This is a genomic window from Nocardia sp. NPDC047038 (genome assembly GCF_040644075.1).
Taxonomy (GTDB): domain Bacteria; phylum Actinomycetota; class Actinomycetes; order Mycobacteriales; family Mycobacteriaceae; genus Nocardia; species Nocardia sichangensis.
In genome coordinates this window covers 166,296-187,488 of record NZ_JBEYVQ010000002.1, presented here as the reverse complement: position 1 = coordinate 187,488, position 21,193 = coordinate 166,296, and the positions used below count along the sequence as shown (strand labels likewise).

Sequence of the window (21,193 nt, the reverse complement as noted above, 5' to 3'; positions counted from 1 at the left end):
CATGACCGTCGCGGTGACCGGGGCCAGCGGACAGCTGGGCCGGCTCGTAGTGGACGCGCTGTTGAAGGTGGGATCGACACCGGTCGTGGCGATCGTGCGCGACCCGGCGAAGGTGGCCGACCTGGCCGAGCGTGGCGTGGACGTCCGGCAGGCCGACTACGACGACGCGGCCGCGCTGGACCGGGCGCTCGCGGGTGTCGACCGGGTGCTGCTGGTCTCCGGTAACGAGTTCGGCGCGCGCGTGGCGCAGCACACCAACGTCATTCGCGCCGCTGAGCGGGCCGGTGTGGAATTGCTCGCCTACACCAGCATTCCCGGCGCGACCGACAATCCGCTCATTCTCGCGCAGGAACACAAGGGCACCGAAGCGGTGCTCGCCGAATCGGCTGTGCCACACACAGTGCTGCGCAACGGGTGGTACTGGGAGAACTACCTGGGCGGTCTGGCGCACGCGGTGGAGTCCGGCGTGCTGCACGGCGCGGCGGGTGAAGGTCGCGTGGCGGGCGCGGCGCGGGCAGACTACGCCGAAGCCGCCGCCCGGGTGCTGACCACCGACGGCCACGCGGGCCGGGTATACGAACTCGGCGGCGACGAACGGCTCACCTATGCCGAACTGGCCGAGGCGATCTCGGAGGCATCGGGCAAGCCGGTGCGCTACGAGAACCTTCCGCAGGCCGACTATGCGGCTGGTTTGACCGGGGCGGGATTGCCCGCCCAGTTCGCCGAGGCACTCGCCGACGCCGACGCCGGTATCGCACAAGGCATCCTCGACGTCCGCTCCGGCGACCTGGCGCGACTGCTCGGCCGCCCGGCGACTCCCGCCGTCGACGTCTTCCGCGCTGCGCTCGCCTGACATCATCCGAGCCGCTCGAGGAGAGGGCGAAGCGGGACCGGGCAGGCGCTGTTCGCGGCCCGGCCGGCGTCCGGGTGGCCGCCGCGTGCGCGACGAAGTCGCCAGCGGCGGCCACCCGGACACAACTCAGACCCACTGCACCAATTGGATGATGATCCCGTTCGGATCGCTCATCTGGAAGTACCGCTCGCCCCACTCCTCGGTTTCGATGGGCGTCACGATCGGCACGCCCTCGGCTCGCAGCCGGGCGTATTCGGCATCGATGTCGTCGACGACGAAGACGACGAGCAGGCCTTCGCCCGCGCTGCCCGCCGCGCTCCGCGGTTTGAAGCTCACCAGTCCGGTGCGCAGGTAGATGACGTTCAGTCCGGCGTCGTCGCGGTCCAGCGAGACGAACCCGTCGGCCGACATCTTCTCCTCGAAGCCGAGGTGCTCGATGAGGAACCGCGCCGAGGCGGCCGGGTCGGGAACGTTGAGCGAGATGGCGGAAGCGGTGATGTGCATGGGCCCTCCTCGGCGGAAAAACTCCGTACTAAGTACACTGTACTTTGTACGGAGTTAATGGGCACTGCGCATTATGAGGTGCGTCACATCGATACCATCGGGAAGTGAGGCGGTTGAGGAGGCGAGCGATGAGACAGCCGAAGGAGCGCAGCGGCGCCGGTGACCCGGTGCGCACGCTGGAATTGCTGTGGCGGATTCCGTCGGAGCCGGGCACCGGCCGGGGGCCGAAACAGCGCAGCAGCGTCGCTGCGGTCGTCGCCGCCGCGATCGAGATCGCCGACGCGGAGGGAATCGCAGCGGTCACGATGCGTGCGGTCGCCAACCGGCTCGGCCTGACTCCCATGGCCACCTACACCTATGTGCCGGGCAAATCCGAACTGATCGACCTGATGCTGGACACGGTGTACGCACGGATGGAGCGCGCCGACCTCACCGGTCTGCCCTGGCGCGAGCGGGTCGCCCGGATCGCCGCCGAGAACCGCGCCCTGCTGGCCCGTCATCCGTGGGTGGCGTATCTGCCGACCACCCGGCCACCGCTCGGGCCGGGCCTCGCCGCGAAATACGACCACGAGCTGGAGGCCTTCGCGAACCTCGGCCTCGACGACCTGGCGATGGACGCCGCTCTGACCTTCGTGCTCGGCTTCGTCACGTCCGTCGCCCGCATCGCCATCGACAGCGCGCGGGCGGCGGCCGACAGCGCCATGTCCGACGGTCAGTGGTGGGAGCGGGCCGCGCCGGTGCTGGCGCAGGTCTTCGACGCGCGGCGGTACCCGCTCGCCGCGCGCGTCGGGGCGGCCGCGGGCCAGGCGCACGAGGCCGCCTACAGCGCCGACCATGCCTACGAGTTCGGGTTGACGCTGGTGCTGGACGGTCTGGCCCGCCGTATCGAGGGCCCGTCCGACTAGAGGCCGTCGCGTTGGATGCGCAGGGCGGTGATGGTGGCGGCCAGCCCGTCGTATTGGTTGATCAGCAGGACGATCTCGATCAGGCTGCGCTCGTCGTAGTGCTTCGCCAGCTCGGCCCAGGTGTCGTCGTCGAGGTCACGGGTCTCCACCAGCTGATCCACGGCGGCCAGCAGCGCGCGGTGCTTGTCCGACCACTCCGCCGCCTCGGGGCCTTTGCGCAGCCGCTCCAGGATTTCGCTCGTCACCCCGGCGCGCCGGCCGAGCCGGATGTGATGGTCCATCTCGTACTCGCACCCGCGCAGATGCGCGACCCGGATGATGACCAGCTCGGACTCGTGGCGGGGCAGCCGCCCGCCTGGCATGAGCTTGCCCGAGAAGTGCAGCCAACCGCGGAACAGGCCGCGGGTGCGGCCCAGCGTGCTGAACAAGTGGGCGTCGTGGGTGCCCGCGGCGCGGGAGAGCACCTGCCAGACAACCCAATTGAGCGCCCCGAGTTCCCGGAGCCGTCCGGGCGAGATGCGTGGTTGCAGCGCTGAAACCATGCCGGTTGCCACCTCCGCGTGGTCTGTGCGGCCGGCGTCGGTGCCGACCGAGATGAGAGCCTACTTGGCAGTATCCCGTCCGGCGCGCCACCATTCTTTTGCTTTCCAGTGGTTTTCAGCGGGGTACCCCGTCATCATCAGTACCGGTGCGGGTCGCCGCGGCCGCAGCGCGTTTCCGCGGCGTCAGGTGTGGACAACAGGTCGTCAGGGGAAAAGATGCTGGTGAGGATCAGGCCGGGAGCGGAGCTGTCCGGCGCTGAGCGGGAATTCGTCGCGTGCCTGCGGTCGTATCCGACGACCGGCCTCGCCGTGATAGATCTCGAGGCGGACAACCGGCGTGTCGACGCGGTGGTGTGGACCCCGCGCGGGTTGACCGTGCTGGAGGTGCACGGGTTCCAGCGCAGGCAGAGCGGCATCCTGAGCACACCGGCCGAAGGGCCGTGGACGATCAGCGACGCGCCGGTGGAGCTGGACGACCCGGAGAACGGAAGCCCCGCCGAGCGCGTGGAACACGGCATCTACGCGGTCAAGCACATGCTCCAGCGCGCGTTGCAGGACCCGGGACACATCAGCGGCGCCGTCGTGCTCGTCCCCTTCCGCGGCGCCGTGGTGCGCCCGGCGCGCACGAATCTGCGTCCGGGGTTGGACGTGGTCGTCGGGAATGTCACCGACGCGACCGAACTCCGCATCTACCTGGAGGGTTTCTCCGCGGGACCGCGCGACTGGACCGCGGACCGGGTGATCGGCGCGTGCGGCGCGCTCGGCCTGGCGGAAATCGCGCCGTCCCGCGCGGAGCTCCTCGAGGCGGGCTTCGAGGAGAACGCGCCGGAACCGGTCACCACCATCCCGCGCACACCGAAGCCGCGAGTCGAGCCGACGGCGGGCGTCGCGACGAAAAGCCAGGCTTATGCGGGCTGGTCCGTCATCGTGATCGCCGTTGTCGGGGTCCTGTTCGTGCTCGGCGTGATCGCCACCGCGTTGGCGCACGATTCGGCCCAGCCGATCCCGGCGACCGGCACGACGAGTCCGACGCCGTCGCCGCCGGCGTACCGGCCCACCCAGTGCTACCCCTTCCAGCAGCACTGCTGAACGGTCAATCCCGCACGGCACGGCCCAGTTTGGTCAGGCGCATGGCGTACTGCGCTCGGGCCAGCACATGCGTTCGCGAGGTGTCGATATGGGCGGTGAGCGTCGCCAACGCCGCGTCCACCGCACCGGACACCAGGTGTTCGGCGATCGCGATGTGCTCGGCGGTCATCGTGGCGATGCGTTCCGGAGTCGGCATGTCCAGCGTGCGCACCGGACGGACCCGGACGTGCACGGCGGTGAGCGCGTCGGCGAGCGCGGCGTTGCCCGCGGCTGTGAGCAGGGTGGTGTGGAAGTGTTCGTCGGCGGCCACCAGCGCGGGGCCCGGTTCGGGTGGGGCGTCGCGCAGTGCGCGCCAGGTGTCGAGTTCCGTGCGCACGAGATCCAGATCGTGCGTGGGCGCCTCGCCGGGCGGGGCCACGCGTTGCATGCCCCTGGCTTCCAGTACGAGCCGCAACTCGTAGAGGTGATCGAGTTCGTCGAGCCGGGGACGGTACGGGTAGAGGCCGTCGGCGAGCCGCTCGACCAGTCCGTCCGCTTGCAGTCGCGCCAGCGCCTCGCGCACCGGCGTGCGCGACACGCCGTACGCCTCGGCGAGGCGTTCTTCGCCGAGCCGTTCGGTCGGCACGATGGCTCCGGTGGCCAGATCCCGGCGCAACGAGTCGTACACCTGCTCGCGCAACGGAATCCGGCCCCTGTCGCGGGCCACGGCGGCGCTCAGATCGCCATCGCCGAGCGGACTTCGCGCTCGGCGCCCGCCCCACCCGCGCCCGTGGAGGTCACCCGGCCCGATCGCAACACGTAGTAGCGCTGCGCCGCCTGCAATGCGAAGCCGATGTGCTGTTCGACCAGCAGCACGCTCAGCCCGCCGCGCCGGGTGAGATCGATGATGGTGCGCTCGATCTCGGCGACCACCGACGGCTGGATGCCCTCGGTCGGCTCGTCCAGGATGAGCAGCTTCGGCTCGGTGATCAGCGCCCGCGCGATGGCGAGTTGCTGGCGCTGGCCACCGGACAGCAGGCCCGCCTTCCGGGTGAGCAGCTCGCGCAGCGCGGGAAACAGGTCCAGCGATTCATCGATCAACGCCTTGCCCCGTTTGCGGCCGTCGGCGACCACTTGCAGATTCTCCGCCGTGGTCAGTTGCGGGAAACTTTGCTGTCCCTGCGGCACATACGCGATACCGCGGCGCACCCGGCGCGACGGCGACAGTTTGGTGATGGTCTCCCCGTCGAACTCGATCCGGCCCGACTTCGTGCCGATCAGCCCGACGGCGGTGCGCAGCAACGTGGTCTTCCCCGCGCCGTTGTGCCCCATGATGGCGACCACGCTGTCGTCCGGGACGGTCACCGAGACGCCGTGGATCACCTCGGTGCGGCCGTAACCGGAGTGGATATCGGTGAGTTCAAGCATCACTGTCCCCTTTCTGGGGTGACTCCGGGCTCGGCGCGATCGACGCGTCCTCCAGCTCGGTCCCGACGGCCGCTGCGGTGCCGAGGTAGACCTCCTGGACTTTCGGGTCCGCCTGCACCTGTTCGACGGTTCCCTCGCTGAGCACCTTGCCGCCGGCCAGGACGGTGACCGAGGTGGCGAAGGCGCGCATGAAATCCATGTCGTGCTCGACCACGACGACCACCCGGTCGCCGCCGATGCGGCGCAACAGGTTGCCGGTTTCCTCGCGCTCCTCGGCGCTCATCCCGGCCACCGGCTCGTCCAACAGCAGCACCGACGCGTTCTGCACCAGAAGCATGCCGATCTCCAGCCATTGCTTCTGCCCGTGTGCGAGCACCCCTGCGGGTTTGTCGCGCAGGTCGGCAAGGCCGGTGGTCTCCAGCGCCTCCTCGATCGCGGGCAGCACCGTCTTGCGGCGGCGCAGCATGGTGAGCGCCGAACGGCCGGCGCCCGCGGCGATGTCGAGGTTCTGCAGCACGCTGAGCTGCTCGAACACGCTCGCGGTCTGGAACGTTCTTCCGACACCGAGCCTGGCGATCCGGTGTACCTTCTGGCCGAGCAGTTCCACGCCGGTCTTCTGCGCGGAGCCGGTCGCCGGGACCAGTCCGGTGATCGCGTCGATGAGCGTCGTCTTGCCCGCCCCGTTGGGGCCGATGAGGAAGCGCAGATCGCCCTGCAACACCGTCAGATCGACGTCGGTGACGGCCTTGAAACCGTCGAAACTCACCGAGAGACCGCGGATCTCGAGGTACTCGCTGGACATTCCGGCGTTGCCGCCGAGCTTCGGTTCGTGCGTCGTCTCGGTCATCGCGATTCCACCTTCTCCGTCGCGGATTCCGGCAGCGCCTCGACCACCACCGTCGCGGGTGCGGGCGCGGAACGCCTGCTGTCCAGCAGGCCTTTCAGCATCGGCCACAATCCGGCCAGACCCGCCGGAACGAAACCGACCACCACGATGAACAGCACGCCTTGCAGATACGTCCACCCCGAGGGGAACTCCTCCGACAACGCCGTCTGCGCCCACGCCACGCCGATCGCGCCGAGCACCGGCCCGAGCAGCGTGGTCCGGCCGCCGATCGCGACGCCGATGAGGAACGCGATGGACGGGACGACGCCGATGTCGGCGGGGGAGATGATGCCGACGATCGGGGTGAACAGGGCGCCTGCGATGCCCGCGAAGAACGCGGCGACCACGTAGGCGACGATCTTGACGTTCGCCGGATCGTAGCCCAGGAAACGTACCCGTTCTTCCTGATCGCGCACCGCGACGAGCAACTCGCCGTAGCGGCTGTGCATCAACTGCCGCACCAGCGCGACCACCACCAGCAGCGCGGCCGCGGCGAAGAAGAACAGCATGCGCCGGTTGACCGGGTCGGACAGCTTGAACCCGAAGAACGCGCGGAAATCCGACAGGCCGGTGAACCCGCCGATGCTCTGCTGACCGGTCAGCAGGATGGCCAGCGCGGCGGCCAGCGCCTGGCTGAGGATGGCGAAGTAGGCGCCCTTCACGCGGCGCTTGAAGACGCCGTAGCCCAGCACCGCGGCGATCAGAGCGGGCAGCACGAGGATGCCGATCAGCGCAACCGGAGCCGACGCGAACGGCTTCCAGAACGAAGGCAATTCGCGAATGCCCGCGATCTCCATGAACTCCGGCACGTCGTTGCCCAGCCGGGCGGCGTCGGCCATCTGCAAGTGCATAGCCATGATGTAGGCGCCGATGCCGAAGAACACACCTTGTCCCAGGGTGAGCATTCCGCCTCGGCCCCAAGCCAATCCGATGCCGACCGCGACGATCGCGAAGCACAGGAACTTCGCAAGCAGGTTGAGCCGGAAATCGCTGAGCAGGGCGGGCGCGACCGCGAACAACAGAACGGCGGCGACGGCGAATCCGGCCAGCGCGCCGAGCGAGGAGTGCGCGCGCCACCGTTGTATCAGCGTGGTCATGCCAGGCTCCTTGTCCGGACGGTGAACAGACCCTGCGGGCGGACCTGCAGGAAGATCACGATGACGACGAAGACGATGACCTTCGCGATGGACGCGGTGGTCGAGTATTCGATGTAGGAATTGAGCAGCCCGAGCGCGAACGCCGCGATCACCGTGCCTTTGATCTGACCGAGCCCGCCGATGACCACCACGAGGAACGCGTCGATCAGGTAACTCTGGCCGATGGTCGGGCTGGTCGAGCCGATCAGCGTCAGCGCAACACCGGCCACGCCCGCCAGGCCCGAGCCGATGAAGAACGTGCTGATATCCGTGAAACGACTGGATACGCCGGAGGTTTCGGCCAGGCCGCGATTCTGCACCACCGCTCGGATACGGCGGCCCAGCGGCGTCGTCTTGAGCACCGCGGCCAGCGCGGTCACCGCGACCACCGCGAGGACCAGGATGAAGATGCGCGTCTTCGGCACCACCGCGCCCAGGATCGTGACGCCGCCGCTGAGCCATTCCGGCGCGATCACGTTCTTGGCGGGTGCGCCGAAGATGTCGCGGGCCAATTGTTGCAGCACCAGCCCGACACCGAAGGTGACCAGCAGGGTGTCCAGCGGCCGGTCGTACATCCAGCGGATCAGGCCCATCTCCAACGCGGCGCCCAACAGTCCGCCGACGAGGAAACCGATCAGCAAGGAGATGACGAGCGAGACGCCCGCCGACGAGATCACCTTCTGCACAACATAAGTGGTGTAACAACCGGCCATGATGAACTCGCCGTGCGCCATGTTGATCACGCCCATCTGACCGAATGTCAGCGAGAGACCGAGTGCGGCGAGCAAGAGAATGGATCCCAGACTCAGCCCGGTGAAGAGCTGTCCGATCACAACATCCATGGGGAAGGCTCCTGTGTTGGATTTGCCGCGACTTCGTCGCGGCGTGTTCGCGGCCCCCTTGTGGCTCGCGTTTGCGCGACCGCCGCTTGCTCCTTCGTCGCGTGCGCGGCGGCCGCGCAAACGCGAGCCGGGCCGCGAACGGCGCATGCTCGGTCTCGCTTCGCTCGAAACCTGGAGCTGAGGTGCGCTGGGCGCGTTCGGTGTGCGCCGGAGGATCTGGTGTTCGCCTACCAGTGGCTCTCTTCGTTCACCTCCGTGGCTAGCGCGGTGCGCGTTGAGCGCTTGTGACCAGGGACCGAAGCTGTGCCGGAAGCGGTATGGCCGAAAGCGGCATGCGCCGAATCGGTGGCCGTGCCCTGCGGCTAGTTGCCGCAGGGCCTGCGATGCCTGCGCCGGTCCGATGCTGTCCGCGGCCCCCCTCATTACGCGCTCCGCGTGACCGCCGTCGCGACCGTGTCGCCGGGCGGGCACCGGTAGCTGGGCCGCGGACAGCCGCGGACTACTTCAGGCCCTTGGCCCAGTCGTAGGACTTCAGGTAGGGGTCCGGCGTCACGGCCTTGCCGGAGTCCCACACGGTGTAGATCAGTCCGTCAGGGCGGATCTCGCCGATACGGGCGGTCTTGGTGATGTGGTGGTTGGCGCCGTTGATGGTGACCAGTCCCTCGGGCGCGTCGAACGTCACGCCGTCGGCGGCGGCCTGGATGTCCTCGACCTTGAACGACTTCGCCTTCTCGACGGTGTTCTTCCACAGGTAGACCGACGCGTAGGCGGCTTCCATCGGGTCCGAAGTCGGCTTGTCGGCGCCGAAGGCGGCCTTGTAGTCGGCGACGAACTTCCGGTTCACCGGGCTGTCGACGGTCTGGTAGTAGTTCCACGCGGTGAGCTGGCCTGCGATGTTCTGCGCGCCGATGCCCGCTACTTCCTCTTCGGCGATCGAGACCGAGACCACCGGCATCTCGGCGGCTTTCAGGCCCGCGTTGGTGTACTCGCGGAAGAACGCGACGTTGGAGTCACCGTTGAGGGTGTTGAACACCGCGCCCGCCTTCGCGGCGCGAACCTTGTTCACGATGGTGGAGAAATCGGTGGAGCCGAGCGGGGTGTAGTCCTCGCCCTTGATCTCGATGCCGTTGGCGGCGGCGTACGCCTTGATCTCGCGATTGGCGGTCTGCGGGAAGACGTAGTCACTGCCCACCAGGTAGAGGGAGGTGATGCCCTTCTGCTTCAAGTAGTCCAGGGCCGGGACGATCTGCTGGTTGGTGGTGGCGCCGGTGTAGAAGATGTTCTTGCTGTCCTCCAGGCCCTCGTACTGCACCGGGTAGTAGAGCAGCGAGTTCAGGCTCTCGAACTTCGGCTTCATCGCCTTGCGGCTCGATGAGGTCCAGCCACCGAACACCGCGGCGACGCAGTCGGAGCTGATCAGCTTCTCGGCCTTCTCCGCGAAGGTCTTCGGGTCCGAGGCGCCGTCCTCTAGCACCAGGTCGATCTTCTTGCCGAGCACGCCGCCCGCGGCGTTGATCTGGTCGACCGCGAGCTTGGTCGAGTTGGCGACGGTGACCTCGGAGATGGCCATCGTGCCGGACAGGGAGTGCAGTGAACCGACCTTGATCGTGTCCTTCGACGTGTCGACGCAGGACGCGGCGCCCGAGCCGGTGGTCGAGGCGTCGTCCTTCGCGCCGCAGGCGGTCAGCAACAGGCCGGCGAGCGCGACCGCGGTGGGTACCGCCATCGCTCGCACCAAACGCCCGGAGCGATGGGTGGCACGGAAACTTGGCATGGGGCGAGCCCTTTCCTCATCAGGTATCGCGGCGGCGTCGGCAGGACGCCGCGTCGAACACCGCCGTCTTCGCCCCGCTCACGGCTGTAGACGGGGCTGTATACAACGGCTGTATTCGTGAAGGAACGGTAGACAGGAGTTGTTGCGCCGGAATATCTCTCGATGACAAGTCCGTTTCGTCTGTTTCGCCGATGTGAACCTTTCCTGTGAACGGATGGTGAACAGTTGTGAGATCCCGGCAAACCCGCTGGCCGGGGCGGATGTGGCTACGGTTGCGTAGCGTCGGCGCGATACGGCACGCTTCGATTCGTACGACGTCTGAACCGTCCCATGCCGCGGCGGCGGGCCGCGGACTCGAGTCGAGGAGGACCAGGTGGGCCACTACAAGGCGAACCTGAGGGATATCGAGTTCAACCTGTTCGAAGTGCTCGAGCTGGACAAGCTGCTCGATACCGGGGCCTACGGCGACCTCGATTCCGACACCGTCCGGGAGATCCTGTCCGAGGTGAAGCGCTTGGCCGAGGGGCCGGTAGCGGACTCCTTCGCGGCGGCCGACCGCGATCCGGTCGTCTACGACGCCGCCACTTTCTCGATCTCTGTTCCGGAGCCGCTCCGTAGGACCGTCGCCGCCGTGCGCGACGCGGACTGGAGCAGGCTCGGCATGCCGGAGGGCATGGGCGGCACCCCGGCCCCCGCGACGCTGGTCTGGTCGGTCGCCGAGATGATCACCTGCGCCAATCCGTCGGCGTCGTTCTTCAACATGGGCCCGGTCATGTCGTCCGTGCTGTTCGAGGTCGGCACCGAGCAGCAGCGGCACTGGGCCACGATCGGATTCGAGAAGGGCTGGCAGGGCACCATGGTGCTGACCGAGCCCGACGCCGGTTCCGACGTCGGCGCCGGTCGCACCAAGGCGATCAGGCAAGAGGACGGCTCCTGGCACATCGAGGGTGTCAAGCGCTTCATCTCCGGCGCGGAAGTCGGTGACACCGCCGAGAACGTCTTCCATCTGGTGCTGGCCCGTCCCGAGGGCGCCGGGCCGGGCACCAAGGGGCTGTCGCTGTTCTACGTGCCCAAGTTCCTCTTCGACCCCGAGACTTTGGCACTCGGCGACCGCAACGGCGTGTACGTCACCGGGGTCGAGCACAAGATGGGCCTGAAGTCCTCGCCCACCTGCGAGTTGACCTTCGGCGGCCACGGCACGCCCGCCAAGGGCTGGCTGGTCGGTGACGTGCACAACGGCATCGCGCAGATGTTCCAGGTGATCGAGAACGCGCGCATGATGGTCGGCGTCAAATCCTCCGGCACCCTGTCGACCGGTTACCTCAACGCGCTGACTTACGCCAAGGAGCGCGTTCAGGGCGCGGATCTGACGCAGATGACCGACAAGGCCGCGCCGCGTGTGGCCATCACCCAGCACCCGGACGTCCGACGTTCGCTGGCCATGCAGAAGGCGTACGCGGAGGGTTTGCGGGCGGTGTATCTGTACACCGCCGCCCATCAGAACGCCGATGTGGCGCAGCTCGTTTCGGGCGCCGACCCCGAGTTGGCGCACCGGGTGAGCGATCTGCTGCTGCCGATCGTCAAGGGAGTCGGTTCGGAGCGGGCCTACCAGTACCTGACGGAATCGTTGCAGACCTTGGGCGGATCCGGATATCTCCAGGACTACCCGATCGAGCAGTACATCCGGGACGCGAAGATCGACTCGCTGTACGAGGGCACCACCGCCATCCAGGCGCAGGACTTCTTCTTCCGCAAGGTCATTCGCGACCAAGGTGTGGCGCTCGGCCACGTCAACGCGCGGATCGCGGCGTTCCTGGACGCCAAGACCGGGCGGTTCGACACCGAACGCGAACTACTGCGCACGGCCGCCGAGGACGTACAGGCCATGGCCGCCTCGCTCACCGGCTTCCTGATGGCCGCCCAGCAGCAGCCCGCCGAGTTGTACAAGGTGGGTCTTGGTTCGGTGCGTTTCCTGCTGGCGGTCGGCGATCTGCTCATCGGCTGGCGGCTGCTGGTCCAGGCGGAGATCGCGGCCGCCGCGCTGGCCGCCGACGCACCGGAGAAGGACCGCGCTTTCTACGCAGGAAAGGTCGCCGTCGCGAGCTTTTTCGTCAAGAACGTGCTGCCGACGCTGAGCGCGGTGCGCGGAATCGTCGCGACGCTGGACAACGACATCATGAACCTCGAAGAAAGTGCGTTTTGATCGGCCGCATGCTCGGTCTCGCTTCGCTCGAAAGACGTAGCTGCGGTGCGCTGGGCGCGTCGAGTCTCGAGCCTCGGCATCGAGTGCGCTGTTCGGGCGGGTGATGTCGCTCGCGGCGGGTTCAGGGTTCGGGCTGGGACAAGAGTTTGAGCACCACGGGACGGGACAGGGTGCCGGAGACCTGACGGGCGAGGTGGTTGGCGCTCGCGCCCGCGGCGTGGGCGGCGCGTAGGGCGGTAGCGAGTTCTTCGCGGGCGGCGTCGGCGGCGGCTTGGGCGTCGCGGAGACGCTGGGCGGCTCGGTCGACTCCGGACGGCTCGTCGTCGGCGGTCAAGTCATTGACCAGCTCGACCTCGGGCAGGCGCGCTTCCCGTTCGCCGGGGGCCGCGTCGCGTCGCATCGCCGCCCTGGCGAACTCCATCAGGAACGCGCGGGTGGCGTTTCCATCCTCCGCGGCGGCCTCGCCGAGCAGCAGTTTGGTGGTCTGCGGAACGGCGAGTGACCAATTGGCCAGGCCGCACAGGGCCAGCAGCAGGCGGCCCGCGTTCGCGGAGTCCACGTCGAACTGTTCCTGCGCGCGATCGAATTTGCGCACGTAGTGCGCGGCGCGCCAGCCATCGATGTCGTGCGCGTCGGCGCCGCGATGCAGTGCCTCCCAGAGCATCAGGCGCAGTAGCTGGGGGTTGTCCCGGTGGTAGTCGTACAGCTTGCCGACGTACGCGCCGGGTTCGGTGTCGGCCAGCGGCTGCACCACATCGATGAACTCGCGCAGGGTGTCGATCAGGATGACGTCGAACAGCTTGTCCTTGCTGCCGAACAGTCCGTAGATGCGTTCCTTGTTGACACCCGCCGCGTCCGCGATCCGGTCGACCCGCGCGCCGGCCAGCCCGTGCTGCGCGAACTCGTCGCGGGCGGCGCGCAACAGGGCCTGCCTGGTCGCGTCACTGCGTTTCATCGTGGCGGTCATGACGGACACTTTACCATTCCATTAAACCAACTATTTGGTTGACAACGCGGTTCGTCAGGGCCTACCTTCGACCCATGGCAATGCCCACTCTTCAGTCCGTGGCTCCGGTCCGGACGCGCACCCGAGTCGTCTCGTCGCGTGCCCACACCGGGCGCACCCTGCCCTTCTTCGTCTTGGCCGCACTGCTGGCGACCGGCCAGATGTACGTTCCGATCCCACTTTTCACCGCTATGCGGGCCGACTGGAGTGTCGGTCCCGCCGTGATGACCTGGATCATCAGCGCGTTCGCCTTCGGCTACGCCGGCGGCTTCGTCCTGTTCGGGCCGCTCTCGGATCGCTATGGGCACCGCCGGGTGCTCGTCACCGGGATGCTGGTGGCCGCAGCGGTCACACTGTTGACCGGTTTGGCGTTCAGCGCTCCACTGGCCGTCGGCCTGCGGGTGGCGCAGGGGCTGGTGGTCGGCTCGATCCCGCCCGCGATCATGGCCTACGTGGCGACCCGCATCGCTCCCGCACACCGTGCCGTGGCCACGATGTCCGTGGCCACGTCGTTCCTCGCGGCGACGGTGGTCGCGCAGATCGTGTCGCAGTGGATGGTCGCCGCATTGCCGTGGCGCACCGTGTTCGTCGCCTCCGCGATCGCTTTCGCCGTGCTCGCGCTGGTGTTGCGGTCCGCGCTGCTGGCCGACGCGCCCACCGGCCGGGACAAGCCGCTGCGGCACAGCTACGCCGCCATTCCGGCGGTGCTGCGCATCCGGGCGCTGGTGCCGATGCTGATCGCGGGCGCGATGAGCATGGCGGTGATGGTCGGGGTGTACACCGGCCTCGAACTGACCGGAGTGGTTCGAGGTGCGGGCGAACTACTCGCGCTGCGTGCGGGCGCGCTGCCGGTGATGGTGGCGCTTCCCCTGCTCGCGGTGCCGCTGGCCCGGCTGTCCAAGCACGGTCAGATCGCGCTGGGCGTGCTGATCGCCGCCGCGGCGATGGTGGTCGCGACCTTCGAGGGAACTCACCCGGCCGTGCTGGCCGTGCTGCTCGCCGTTCTGGTCGGCGGACTGGGCATCATCGCGCCGGCCGTGCTGCAGAGCGCGGGTGAACTGGGCGGCGAATCCCGCGCGGCCGCGATGTCCGTCGCGATGTTCTCCTTCTACGTGGGCGCGACCATCGGCCCGCTGGTCGCTGCCGCCGCGGCGCCCCACGGCTTCGCGACCCTCGCCTGGACGCTGGCCCTGTTGCTCGTCGCCGCACTGGGTATGACGGGGATCGGTCTCCGCATGCAGAGGTCGACGGCCGCCTGAGCGAACAGGATGTCCGGCCGGTATCGGTGCTCCGATACCGGCCTGATGTTCGTTCAGGGACGGTGCCGCAACGAAATCACCTGAGCTGTCAGCATTTTTTCGGGCTCCGGACCATTCCAGACCACTTCGATTTCGGTGTCGTGATATTCCCGGGCCACGTCGCGCAGCATCGCGACCGCCGCGGCGCGCGCCTGCTCCGGTGCGGCGTCAGCGGCGATCCGCGCCAGCCGACCGCAGAGCATCCCGCCCCGCGTGTCCAGGACGCTGTGCCGCCAACCTTCCGGCGTCGCGATCAGCACGATCGACGCGGGCATGGGGTACCGCGAATCACCGGCCATAGCGACAACCTACGGAACCGGTGGGACTACTTCAGCACGTACGGCGATACGGAGCTGCGGTGTTCGCTGATGTCGAGCACTTTGCCCAAGGGCGGGAAGGCGCGCTGCGGGCAATTGGCGCGTTCGCAGACTCGGCAGCCCGCACCGATCGGCGTCGGCTGCACTTCGTCGAGATCGATGCCGTCGGCGTAGATCACGCGGGCCGCGTGCCGCAATTCGCAGCCGAGACCGATGGCGAAGGTTTTGCTCGGCTGGCCGAAGCGGGTGGCGCGGCGTTCCACCGTGCGCGCCACCCAGAGGTATTTGCGGCCGTCGGGCATCTGCGCGATCTGGGTCATGATCTTGCCCGGGTAGGCGAAGGTCTCGTAGACGTTCCACAACGGGCACGTGCCGCCGCTGGCCGAGAAGTGGAAACCGGTGGCGGACTGGCGCTTGGACATGTTGCCCGCCCGGTCCACCCGCACGAACGAGAACGGCACGCCGCGCAGCGACGGCCGTTGCAGCGTGGAAAGCCGGTGGCAGATGGTCTCGTAGCTCTGCGTGAAGAACGCCGACAGCCGCTCGATGTCGTAGCGGAAGTCCTCGGCGACCTCGTGGAAATGCGTGTACGGCAGCACCGTCGCCGCGGCGAAGTAGTTGGCCAGCCCCAGCATGGCCAGCTTGCGGGCGTCCTCGGAGGCGAAATTGCCTTCCTCGACCAGCTTCTCCAGCAGCTCGCCGCACTCGAAATAGGCCAGCTCGGCGGCCAGTTTGAAGGTTCGCTGCCCGCCGGACAGGTGCGGCGCGATCTCCAGGGTGCGGGTCTGCGGGTCGTAGCGGTGCAGCACGCCTTCGCCGAGGTCGATGCGCTCGATGATCCGTACGTCGTGGGCGCGCAGGATCCTGGCGATCTCGCTGTTCACGTCGCCGCCGTGGAAACGGATGCGCGCGGTGAGATCCTCGGCGGCGGTGTCCAGCTCGTGGATGTAGTTCTGGCGCTGGTAGAAGTAGTCGCGCACTTCCTCGTGCGGCTTGCTGATCGCGCCGCTGCCCGCGCCGTCGGCGAACCGGTCCTCGGTGGCGGCGGCCAGCTGGGCGGAAGTGTTGCGGTAGCGGTTGTGCATGTTGACCAGCGCGCGAGCCATGCTCGGGTGCGCCGAGACGATGTCCGCGATCTCCTGGGCGTCGGCCTCGATGCCCAGCTCCTCGTCCATCACGACCTCTTGCAGTTCCGCGATGAGCCGGGTGTCGTCCTGAGCGGAGAAGAAGGTCGTGTCGACGCCGAACACGTCGCTGATCTTCAGCAGCACCGGCACGGTGAGCGGGCGCACGTCGTGCTCGATCTGGTTCAGATAGCTCGCCGAGATCTCCAGCTGCTGAGCCAGTGAGACCTGGCTCAGCCCGCGTTCGGTCCGCAGTTGACGCAGCCGAGCGCCGACGTAAGTCTTGGCCATGCGTCCAGCTTATGGGTGCTTTCGCATCCGTGCCAATTTCCGATTAACACTCCTCGCGGACAGGTGTCGTACCCGGCGGCTACCGTCGGCAGGGTGTTGTTCTCGGATGTCGTGCTGGCCTCGGAGACCGTGCGGGCGACCAGGTCACGCAAGACGAAGATCGCGACGCTCGCCGGGCTGCTGACCGCGGCCGCGCCGGAGGAGCTCGTGCCCGTGGTCGCCTGGGCGTCCGGCGAACTGGCACAGGGGCGGATCGGTACGGGGTGGCGCACGCTCACCACGCTCGACCACGCGCCCGCGCCGGTGCCCACGCTCACCGTGTCGGCGGTGCACGCGGCGCTCAGCGAGCTGGCCGTTGTCTCCGGCGCCGGTTCCGCGGCCAGGCGCAAGGAGCTGCTCGCGGCGCTGTGGTCCGCGGCGACGGCGAACGAGCAGGGCTTCCTGGTGCGCCTGCTCACCGGAGAACTGCGCCAAGGAGCGCTCACCGCCCTGGTCGCCGAAGCCGTGGCGGTGGCCGCGGACGTGCCGCCCGGTGCGGTGCGCCGGGCGTACATGTTGTCGGGCCGCCTGCCGGTCACCGCCGTCGCGGCGCTCACCGGCGGCGCCGCGGCGCTCGCGGAGTTCCGGCTCGAAGTCGGCCGTCCGATCCAGCCCATGCTCGCCTCGCCCGGTGCGACGCTGGACGAGGCGCTGCTCGAGTTCCAGGGCGAGGTGACCGTCGAGCACAAACTGGACGGCGCGCGCATTCAGGTGCACCGGGACGGCGACCGGGTCCGGATCTTCACCAGGACGCTGCGCGAGATCACCGCAGGCGTTCCGGAACTCGTCGAGCTGGTCGCGGGCCTGGACTGCACGAGCGTCGTGCTGGACGGTGAGACGCTGGCGCTCACCGACGCCGGACGGCCGCGTCCGTTCCAGGAGACCATGAGCCGGTTCGCCGAGGTGAGCTCCACTCGGGAGCTGCTGCTGCATCCGTACTTCTTCGACTGTCTGCACCTGGACGGGCAGGACCTGCTCGACGCTCCGCTGTCCGAGCGGCGCGCCGCGCTGACGAAGGTGGCCGCCGAGCACACCATTCCCGCGCTGCTGCGGCCGGATGCCGATGCGGCCGCGGAATACTTCGACGCCGCGCTGGCCGCGGGGCACGAGGGCGTCATGGTCAAGTCGTTGACCGCGCCGTACGCGGCGGGCAGACGGGGCCGGGCCTGGCAGAAGATCAAGCCGACGCACACCCTCGACCTGGTCGTGCTCGGCGCGGAATGGGGCTACGGCCGCCGCACGGGCTATCTGTCCAACCTGCATCTCGGCGCGCGCGACCCGGAGGGCGGCGAGCCGGTCATGGTGGGCAAGACCTTCAAAGGACTCACCGACGCGCTGTTGCGGTGGCAGACCGACGAATTCCCCCGCCACGAGCGCTCGCGTGATCAGCACACCGTGTACCTGTGGCCGGAACTCGTCGTCGAGATCGCGCTGGACGGCGTGCAGGTCAGTTCCCGCTACCCCGGCGGTGTCGCTCTGCGTTTCGCTCGTGTGGTGCGGTATCGCCCCGACAAAGAACCCGCCGACGCGGACACCATCGATACCATTCGGGCGCTACTGCCGTGATGTGAAGCGTGGTCGCTCCCGCGCCGGGCGCGTGTCGGGCGTGCCGAGCACGTCGAGCCACTGTAAGTATGGGCAGCGCAAGGTTCCGGATGGCCGCCACAATTCAGTGGTCCGGCCGGTTCGTGCTTCCGGACAAGGAATCGGCGGGCGGGTGGGATGATGCGAAAATCGCTGTGCGGACGGTATGTCCTGCTGTTGGCGGCACTCCTGGGCGCCTTGGCGGTGAGTGCGGTCGGTACGCCCGTGCGGGCGAATCCGATCGAGCAGTTCCTCACGCCGTCGCGCGAGTATCCGGGAATCCTGCCCACGCCGCTGGACGATCCCTTCTACACGCCGCCGCCGGGCTTCGAGAGCCTGCCTCCGGGAGCGATTCTCGCGTCCCGTGCGGGCGGAACGGGCCTGACCGCGTTCCCGTTGCGGTCGACCGAACTGTTGATCCGGTCCACCGATTCGAAGGACCTGCCGGTGCCCGTGGTCGCGACATTGCTCGTGCCGCAGGCCCCGTGGACCGGACCGGGGCCGCGTCCGGTGCTGTCGTTCAATGCCGCGATCGACTCGCTCGGGCATCGGTGCGCACCGTCCTACAAACTCAGGAGCGAGCCGACAGCCGAGTTCTGGGCCGCCCAGATTCCGCTGTCCAAGGGCTACGCCGTGCTCGTGCCCGATCATCAGGGCCCGCGGCAGGCGTACGCGGCGGGACTGATGGCCGGGCACGCGGTGCTCGACTCGATCCGGGCGGTGGTGAACACGCCGGAGTTCGGGTTGCGACCGGAAGCGCCGACCGTGGTCACCGGATACTCCGGCGGCGCCATCGCCAGCGGATGGGCCGCACAACTGGCCCCGCGATACGCGCCCGAGCTGAATCTGGTGGGTGCGGCGTTCGGCGGTGTCCCCGCCGACTTCGACATGCTGCTGTCCACCATGAACGGACGCAACGCCGCGTCCGGAGTCTTCCTGGCCGCCACCCTCGGACTGGCGCGAGAGTACCCCGAGCTGCTCGGCCTGATGAACGACGACGGCTGGCGGCTGGCTCAAGTCGGCAAGGACCTGTGCATGACCGCGGAGGAATTCGGCGGCGCCGTGGCGCCCATTCCGGTGCAGGCGCTCACCCATGCCGCCGCGCCCACCGACCTGCCGATGGTCAGGGAGATCCTGGCCGCCAATCGGCTGGGTGCGAGCGCGCCGACGGTGCCGGTGTTCCTGTATCACGCCACGCACGATCCGTGGGTGCCGCTGGCCGGCGCGGAGAAGCTCTACGCGGACTGGTGTGGCGCCGGAACGCAGGTGGATTTCCGGGTCCATTTCGGCGAGCACTTCCTCGTCGGACTCAGCGGCATCCCCGGCGCCAACTCGTGGATCGATGACCGGTTCGCCGGTCGGCCCGTCGCCCCACACTGCACCCGGACCGGCTGACCAGGACGGATCAGCCTAGTGCAGGGAGGCCGGACGAAGTTCCGGTAACCGGCATGACTGTGCCGTCCGGGGGTGCAGCACACTGGAGGCGTGACCGTCGAATTACTGGTTCTCCTGATCGTCATCGTCACGGCGCTCGCATTCGATTTCACCAACGGCTTCCACGACACCGCCAACGCGATGGCGACCTCGATCGCCACCGGCGCGCTCCGGCCGCGGGTGGCGGTCGCGCTCTCGGCGGTGCTGAACCTGGTCGGCGCGTTCCTGTCGGTGGCCGTCGCCGCCACCGTGGCGAAGGGCATCGTGCGACTCGACGCCGTCGGAGGCCAGGACCTGATCGTCATCGTGTTCGCCGGCCTCGTCGGCGGAATCCTGTGGAACCTGCTCACCTGGCTGTTCGGCCTGCCGTCGAGTTCGTCGCACGCGCTGTTCGGCGGTCTGATCGGGGCGACGCTGGCCGCGCTCGGCTGGAGCGGGGTGATCTGGGCGTCCGGGTCGGACGGCGTGGTCACCAAGATCATCTTGCCCGCGGTGCTCGCGCCCATCGTCGCCGCGCTGATCTCGGCGATCGGCACGTGGCTGGTGTACCGGATCACGCGCGACGCCGAGGAGGGCAAGGTCACCGAGGGATTCCGCTGGGGCCAGATCGGCTCCGCCTCGCTGGTCTCGCTGGCGCACGGCACGAACGACGCGCAGAAGACGATGGGCGTGATCTTCCTCGCGCTCGTGGCGCACGGGACGCTCACCAAGGACGACGACCTGCCGCTGTGGGTGATGGCCGCGTGCGCCCTCGCCATCGCGGCGGGCACCTACCTCGGCGGCTGGCGGATCATCCGGACGCTGGGCAAGGGCTTGGTCGAGATCGACTCGCCGCAGGGGCTCGCGGCGGAATCCGCCTCGGCCGCGATCATCCTGACCTCGGCCCACTTCGGGTTGCCGCTGTCCACCACGCAGACCGCGACCGGCTCCATCCTCGGCACCGGCCTGGGCAAGGGCGCCGAGGTGCGCTGGGCCGTGATGGGGCGCATGGTGGTCGCATGGCTGCTCACGTTGCCGCTTGCGGCGGTCGCCGGGGCGATCTGCTGGGGCATCGCCCACGTCATCGGCGGACTGGCCGGGGTGCTGGTGGTCTTCGCCCTGCTGGTCGGGTTGTCGACGCTGATGTACCTGCGGTCGCGGCGCGATCCGGTGCACACCGGGAACGTCAACGAGTGGCCGGGCGAGGGGGCCGACCCGTCCGCGGTCACGCCGGTCACGGACGATCAGGCCGCACCGCCCACAAGCGATCGGACGGTGCCGCCCGCGGGCGGCCGGACCACGTCGGCGGACTCGAACCGCTCCGCCCAGGTGTAGGAGGACCAGGCGTGCACACTCTCGTCACCAATCTGAACGCCCTGTGGAAAGTCATCGTGGCCGGGCTGGTGCTGGGCGCCGGTCTGCCGATGATCTTCGCGATCGGGGTGCGGTTCTGGTCGATGACCGCGACCACCGACGCGGGCACGGTGCGGCGTAACTATCCGGCCCTCGCGGTCGCGCTTGCCTGCTTCGTACTGGTCGTCGTGGCGATCGTCACCGGCATTCTGTACACGGCGAAGGCGTTCCTGGCGGCCAAATTCGGCATCCATCTGTTCGGGCAGGCGTAAGGAGTGCCAGCGTGACCGATCCAGTGAAACCAGCCCCGGTTCGGCCGAAACTGCTCGGCAAAGTTGTGGGCTGGCTGCGCGCGGGCTACCCGCAGGGCGTGCCGCAGTCGGACTACGTGGCGCTGTTCGCCGTGCTGCACCGGCACCTCACCGACTACGAGGTGGTCGCGATCGCCGAGGAACTGGTCGCTTCGAACTCGGGCAGCGAGATCACGCACACCGAGATCGAGGAGGCCATCGCGCGGCTCGCCAAGGAGCAGCCGGACGAGCATGACGTGGCTCGCGTCGCGTCCCATCTGGCCGCTGGCGGCTGGCCGCTGGCCGATCCGCCCGCCGATTCCGACTGACCCGAGCC

At 68.4% G+C, this 21,193-nt stretch carries 21 protein-coding genes; 10 read left to right on the top strand and 11 right to left on the bottom strand.

Annotation, left to right across the window (positions count from 1 at the left end; genetic code table 11):
- Position 1 precedes the first annotated feature (1 nt).
- Entirely contained in the window at positions 2 to 853 is an 852-nt protein-coding gene (locus tag ABZ824_RS09060; protein ID WP_356963472.1) for an SDR family oxidoreductase, read from the top strand.
- Positions 854 to 979: 126 nt separating this feature from the next.
- Here ABZ824_RS09060 and ABZ824_RS09055 read toward each other — a convergent pair whose 3' ends face one another.
- On the bottom strand, positions 980 to 1,357 hold the full coding sequence (locus tag ABZ824_RS09055) for a VOC family protein (protein ID WP_356962709.1): 378 nt from the start codon (positions 1,355 to 1,357) through the stop codon (positions 980 to 982).
- Between the two features lie 128 nt (positions 1,358 to 1,485).
- On the opposite strand from ABZ824_RS09055, the gene ABZ824_RS09050 reads away from it, so the two are divergent.
- Positions 1,486 to 2,262, top strand: coding sequence for a TetR/AcrR family transcriptional regulator C-terminal domain-containing protein (locus ABZ824_RS09050; protein WP_356962707.1), 777 nt, complete (start codon positions 1,486 to 1,488; stop codon positions 2,260 to 2,262).
- Here the strand turns inward: ABZ824_RS09050 and ABZ824_RS09045 are convergent.
- The gene (locus tag ABZ824_RS09045) at positions 2,259 to 2,792 is read right to left on the bottom strand and encodes a carboxymuconolactone decarboxylase family protein (RefSeq protein ID WP_355072125.1); all 534 of its coding nucleotides are present in this window, start codon (positions 2,790 to 2,792) and stop codon (positions 2,259 to 2,261) included. The two genes, ABZ824_RS09050 and ABZ824_RS09045, sit on opposite strands and share 4 nt — an antisense overlap.
- Positions 2,793 to 3,020: 228 nt before the next feature.
- On the opposite strand from ABZ824_RS09045, the gene ABZ824_RS09040 reads away from it, so the two are divergent.
- The gene (locus ABZ824_RS09040) at positions 3,021 to 3,893 is read left to right on the top strand and encodes an NERD domain-containing protein (protein ID WP_356962705.1); all 873 of its coding nucleotides are present in this window, start codon (positions 3,021 to 3,023) and stop codon (positions 3,891 to 3,893) included.
- A gap of 4 nt (positions 3,894 to 3,897) precedes the next feature.
- On the opposite strand, the gene ABZ824_RS09035 is transcribed toward ABZ824_RS09040, so the two are convergent.
- From ABZ824_RS09035 to urtA, 6 genes are all read right to left on the bottom strand, one after another.
- Positions 3,898 to 4,599: a GntR family transcriptional regulator gene (locus ABZ824_RS09035; protein WP_356962703.1), complete on the bottom strand. Its 702-nt coding sequence runs from the start codon at positions 4,597 to 4,599 to the stop codon at positions 3,898 to 3,900.
- 8 nt (positions 4,600 to 4,607) lie between these two features.
- The gene (urtE, locus tag ABZ824_RS09030; RefSeq protein ID WP_355071742.1) at positions 4,608 to 5,300 is read right to left on the bottom strand and encodes an urea ABC transporter ATP-binding subunit UrtE; all 693 of its coding nucleotides are present in this window, start codon (positions 5,298 to 5,300) and stop codon (positions 4,608 to 4,610) included.
- On the bottom strand, positions 5,293 to 6,147 hold the full coding sequence (gene urtD / locus ABZ824_RS09025) for an urea ABC transporter ATP-binding protein UrtD (protein ID WP_355071744.1): 855 nt from the start codon (positions 6,145 to 6,147) through the stop codon (positions 5,293 to 5,295). Before urtD ends, urtE begins: the two co-directional genes overlap by 8 nt.
- On the bottom strand, positions 6,144 to 7,283 hold the full coding sequence (gene urtC, locus ABZ824_RS09020) for an urea ABC transporter permease subunit UrtC (protein ID WP_356962702.1): 1,140 nt from the start codon (positions 7,281 to 7,283) through the stop codon (positions 6,144 to 6,146). The genes urtD and urtC overlap by 4 nt, the downstream gene beginning before the upstream one ends.
- Positions 7,280 to 8,164 (bottom strand): urea ABC transporter permease subunit UrtB, encoded by an 885-nt coding sequence (urtB, locus tag ABZ824_RS09015; protein WP_356962700.1) that lies wholly within the window; start codon positions 8,162 to 8,164, stop codon positions 7,280 to 7,282. The genes urtC and urtB overlap by 4 nt, the downstream gene beginning before the upstream one ends.
- Positions 8,165 to 8,663: 499 nt before the next feature.
- Positions 8,664 to 9,938 carry an urea ABC transporter substrate-binding protein gene (gene urtA / locus ABZ824_RS09010; protein WP_355071748.1) on the bottom strand — a complete coding sequence of 425 codons (1,275 nt, stop codon included), beginning with the start codon at positions 9,936 to 9,938 and terminating at the stop codon, positions 8,664 to 8,666.
- A gap of 373 nt (positions 9,939 to 10,311) precedes the next feature.
- On the opposite strand from urtA, the gene ABZ824_RS09005 reads away from it, so the two are divergent.
- Positions 10,312 to 12,141, top strand: coding sequence for an acyl-CoA dehydrogenase (locus ABZ824_RS09005; protein WP_356962699.1), 1,830 nt, complete (start codon positions 10,312 to 10,314; stop codon positions 12,139 to 12,141).
- Positions 12,142 to 12,262: 121 nt separating this feature from the next.
- On the opposite strand, the gene ABZ824_RS09000 is transcribed toward ABZ824_RS09005, so the two are convergent.
- Positions 12,263 to 13,108, bottom strand: coding sequence for a TetR family transcriptional regulator (locus ABZ824_RS09000; RefSeq protein WP_356962697.1), 846 nt, complete (start codon positions 13,106 to 13,108; stop codon positions 12,263 to 12,265).
- A 74-nt stretch (positions 13,109 to 13,182) separates the two neighbouring features.
- Between ABZ824_RS09000 and ABZ824_RS08995 the strand changes: the two genes are divergently transcribed.
- Positions 13,183 to 14,406 carry an MFS transporter gene (locus ABZ824_RS08995; RefSeq protein WP_356962695.1) on the top strand — a complete coding sequence of 408 codons (1,224 nt, stop codon included), beginning with the start codon at positions 13,183 to 13,185 and terminating at the stop codon, positions 14,404 to 14,406.
- Positions 14,407 to 14,459: 53 nt separating this feature from the next.
- On the opposite strand, the gene ABZ824_RS08990 is transcribed toward ABZ824_RS08995, so the two are convergent.
- Together ABZ824_RS08990 and ramB are read right to left on the bottom strand one after the other, a co-directional pair.
- Complete coding sequence (locus tag ABZ824_RS08990; RefSeq protein ID WP_356962694.1) at positions 14,460 to 14,744, bottom strand: hypothetical protein; 285 nt, start codon at positions 14,742 to 14,744, stop codon at positions 14,460 to 14,462.
- A gap of 26 nt (positions 14,745 to 14,770) precedes the next feature.
- Entirely contained in the window at positions 14,771 to 16,177 is a 1,407-nt protein-coding gene (gene ramB / locus ABZ824_RS08985) for an acetate metabolism transcriptional regulator RamB (RefSeq protein ID WP_355071757.1), read from the bottom strand.
- A 93-nt stretch (positions 16,178 to 16,270) separates the two neighbouring features.
- On the opposite strand from ramB, the gene ABZ824_RS08980 reads away from it, so the two are divergent.
- From ABZ824_RS08980 to ABZ824_RS08960, 5 genes are all read left to right on the top strand, one after another.
- The gene (locus tag ABZ824_RS08980; protein WP_356962693.1) at positions 16,271 to 17,782 is read left to right on the top strand and encodes an ATP-dependent DNA ligase; all 1,512 of its coding nucleotides are present in this window, start codon (positions 16,271 to 16,273) and stop codon (positions 17,780 to 17,782) included.
- Between the two features lie 159 nt (positions 17,783 to 17,941).
- On the top strand, positions 17,942 to 19,195 hold the full coding sequence (locus ABZ824_RS08975; protein ID WP_356962692.1) for a lipase family protein: 1,254 nt from the start codon (positions 17,942 to 17,944) through the stop codon (positions 19,193 to 19,195).
- A 90-nt stretch (positions 19,196 to 19,285) separates the two neighbouring features.
- Positions 19,286 to 20,548, top strand: coding sequence for an inorganic phosphate transporter (locus tag ABZ824_RS08970; RefSeq protein ID WP_356962690.1), 1,263 nt, complete (start codon positions 19,286 to 19,288; stop codon positions 20,546 to 20,548).
- A gap of 11 nt (positions 20,549 to 20,559) precedes the next feature.
- The gene (locus tag ABZ824_RS08965; protein ID WP_355071765.1) at positions 20,560 to 20,838 is read left to right on the top strand and encodes a hypothetical protein; all 279 of its coding nucleotides are present in this window, start codon (positions 20,560 to 20,562) and stop codon (positions 20,836 to 20,838) included.
- An 11-nt stretch (positions 20,839 to 20,849) separates the two neighbouring features.
- Positions 20,850 to 21,185 carry a DUF3349 domain-containing protein gene (locus ABZ824_RS08960; protein WP_355071767.1) on the top strand — a complete coding sequence of 112 codons (336 nt, stop codon included), beginning with the start codon at positions 20,850 to 20,852 and terminating at the stop codon, positions 21,183 to 21,185.
- Positions 21,186 to 21,193 lie beyond the last annotated feature (8 nt).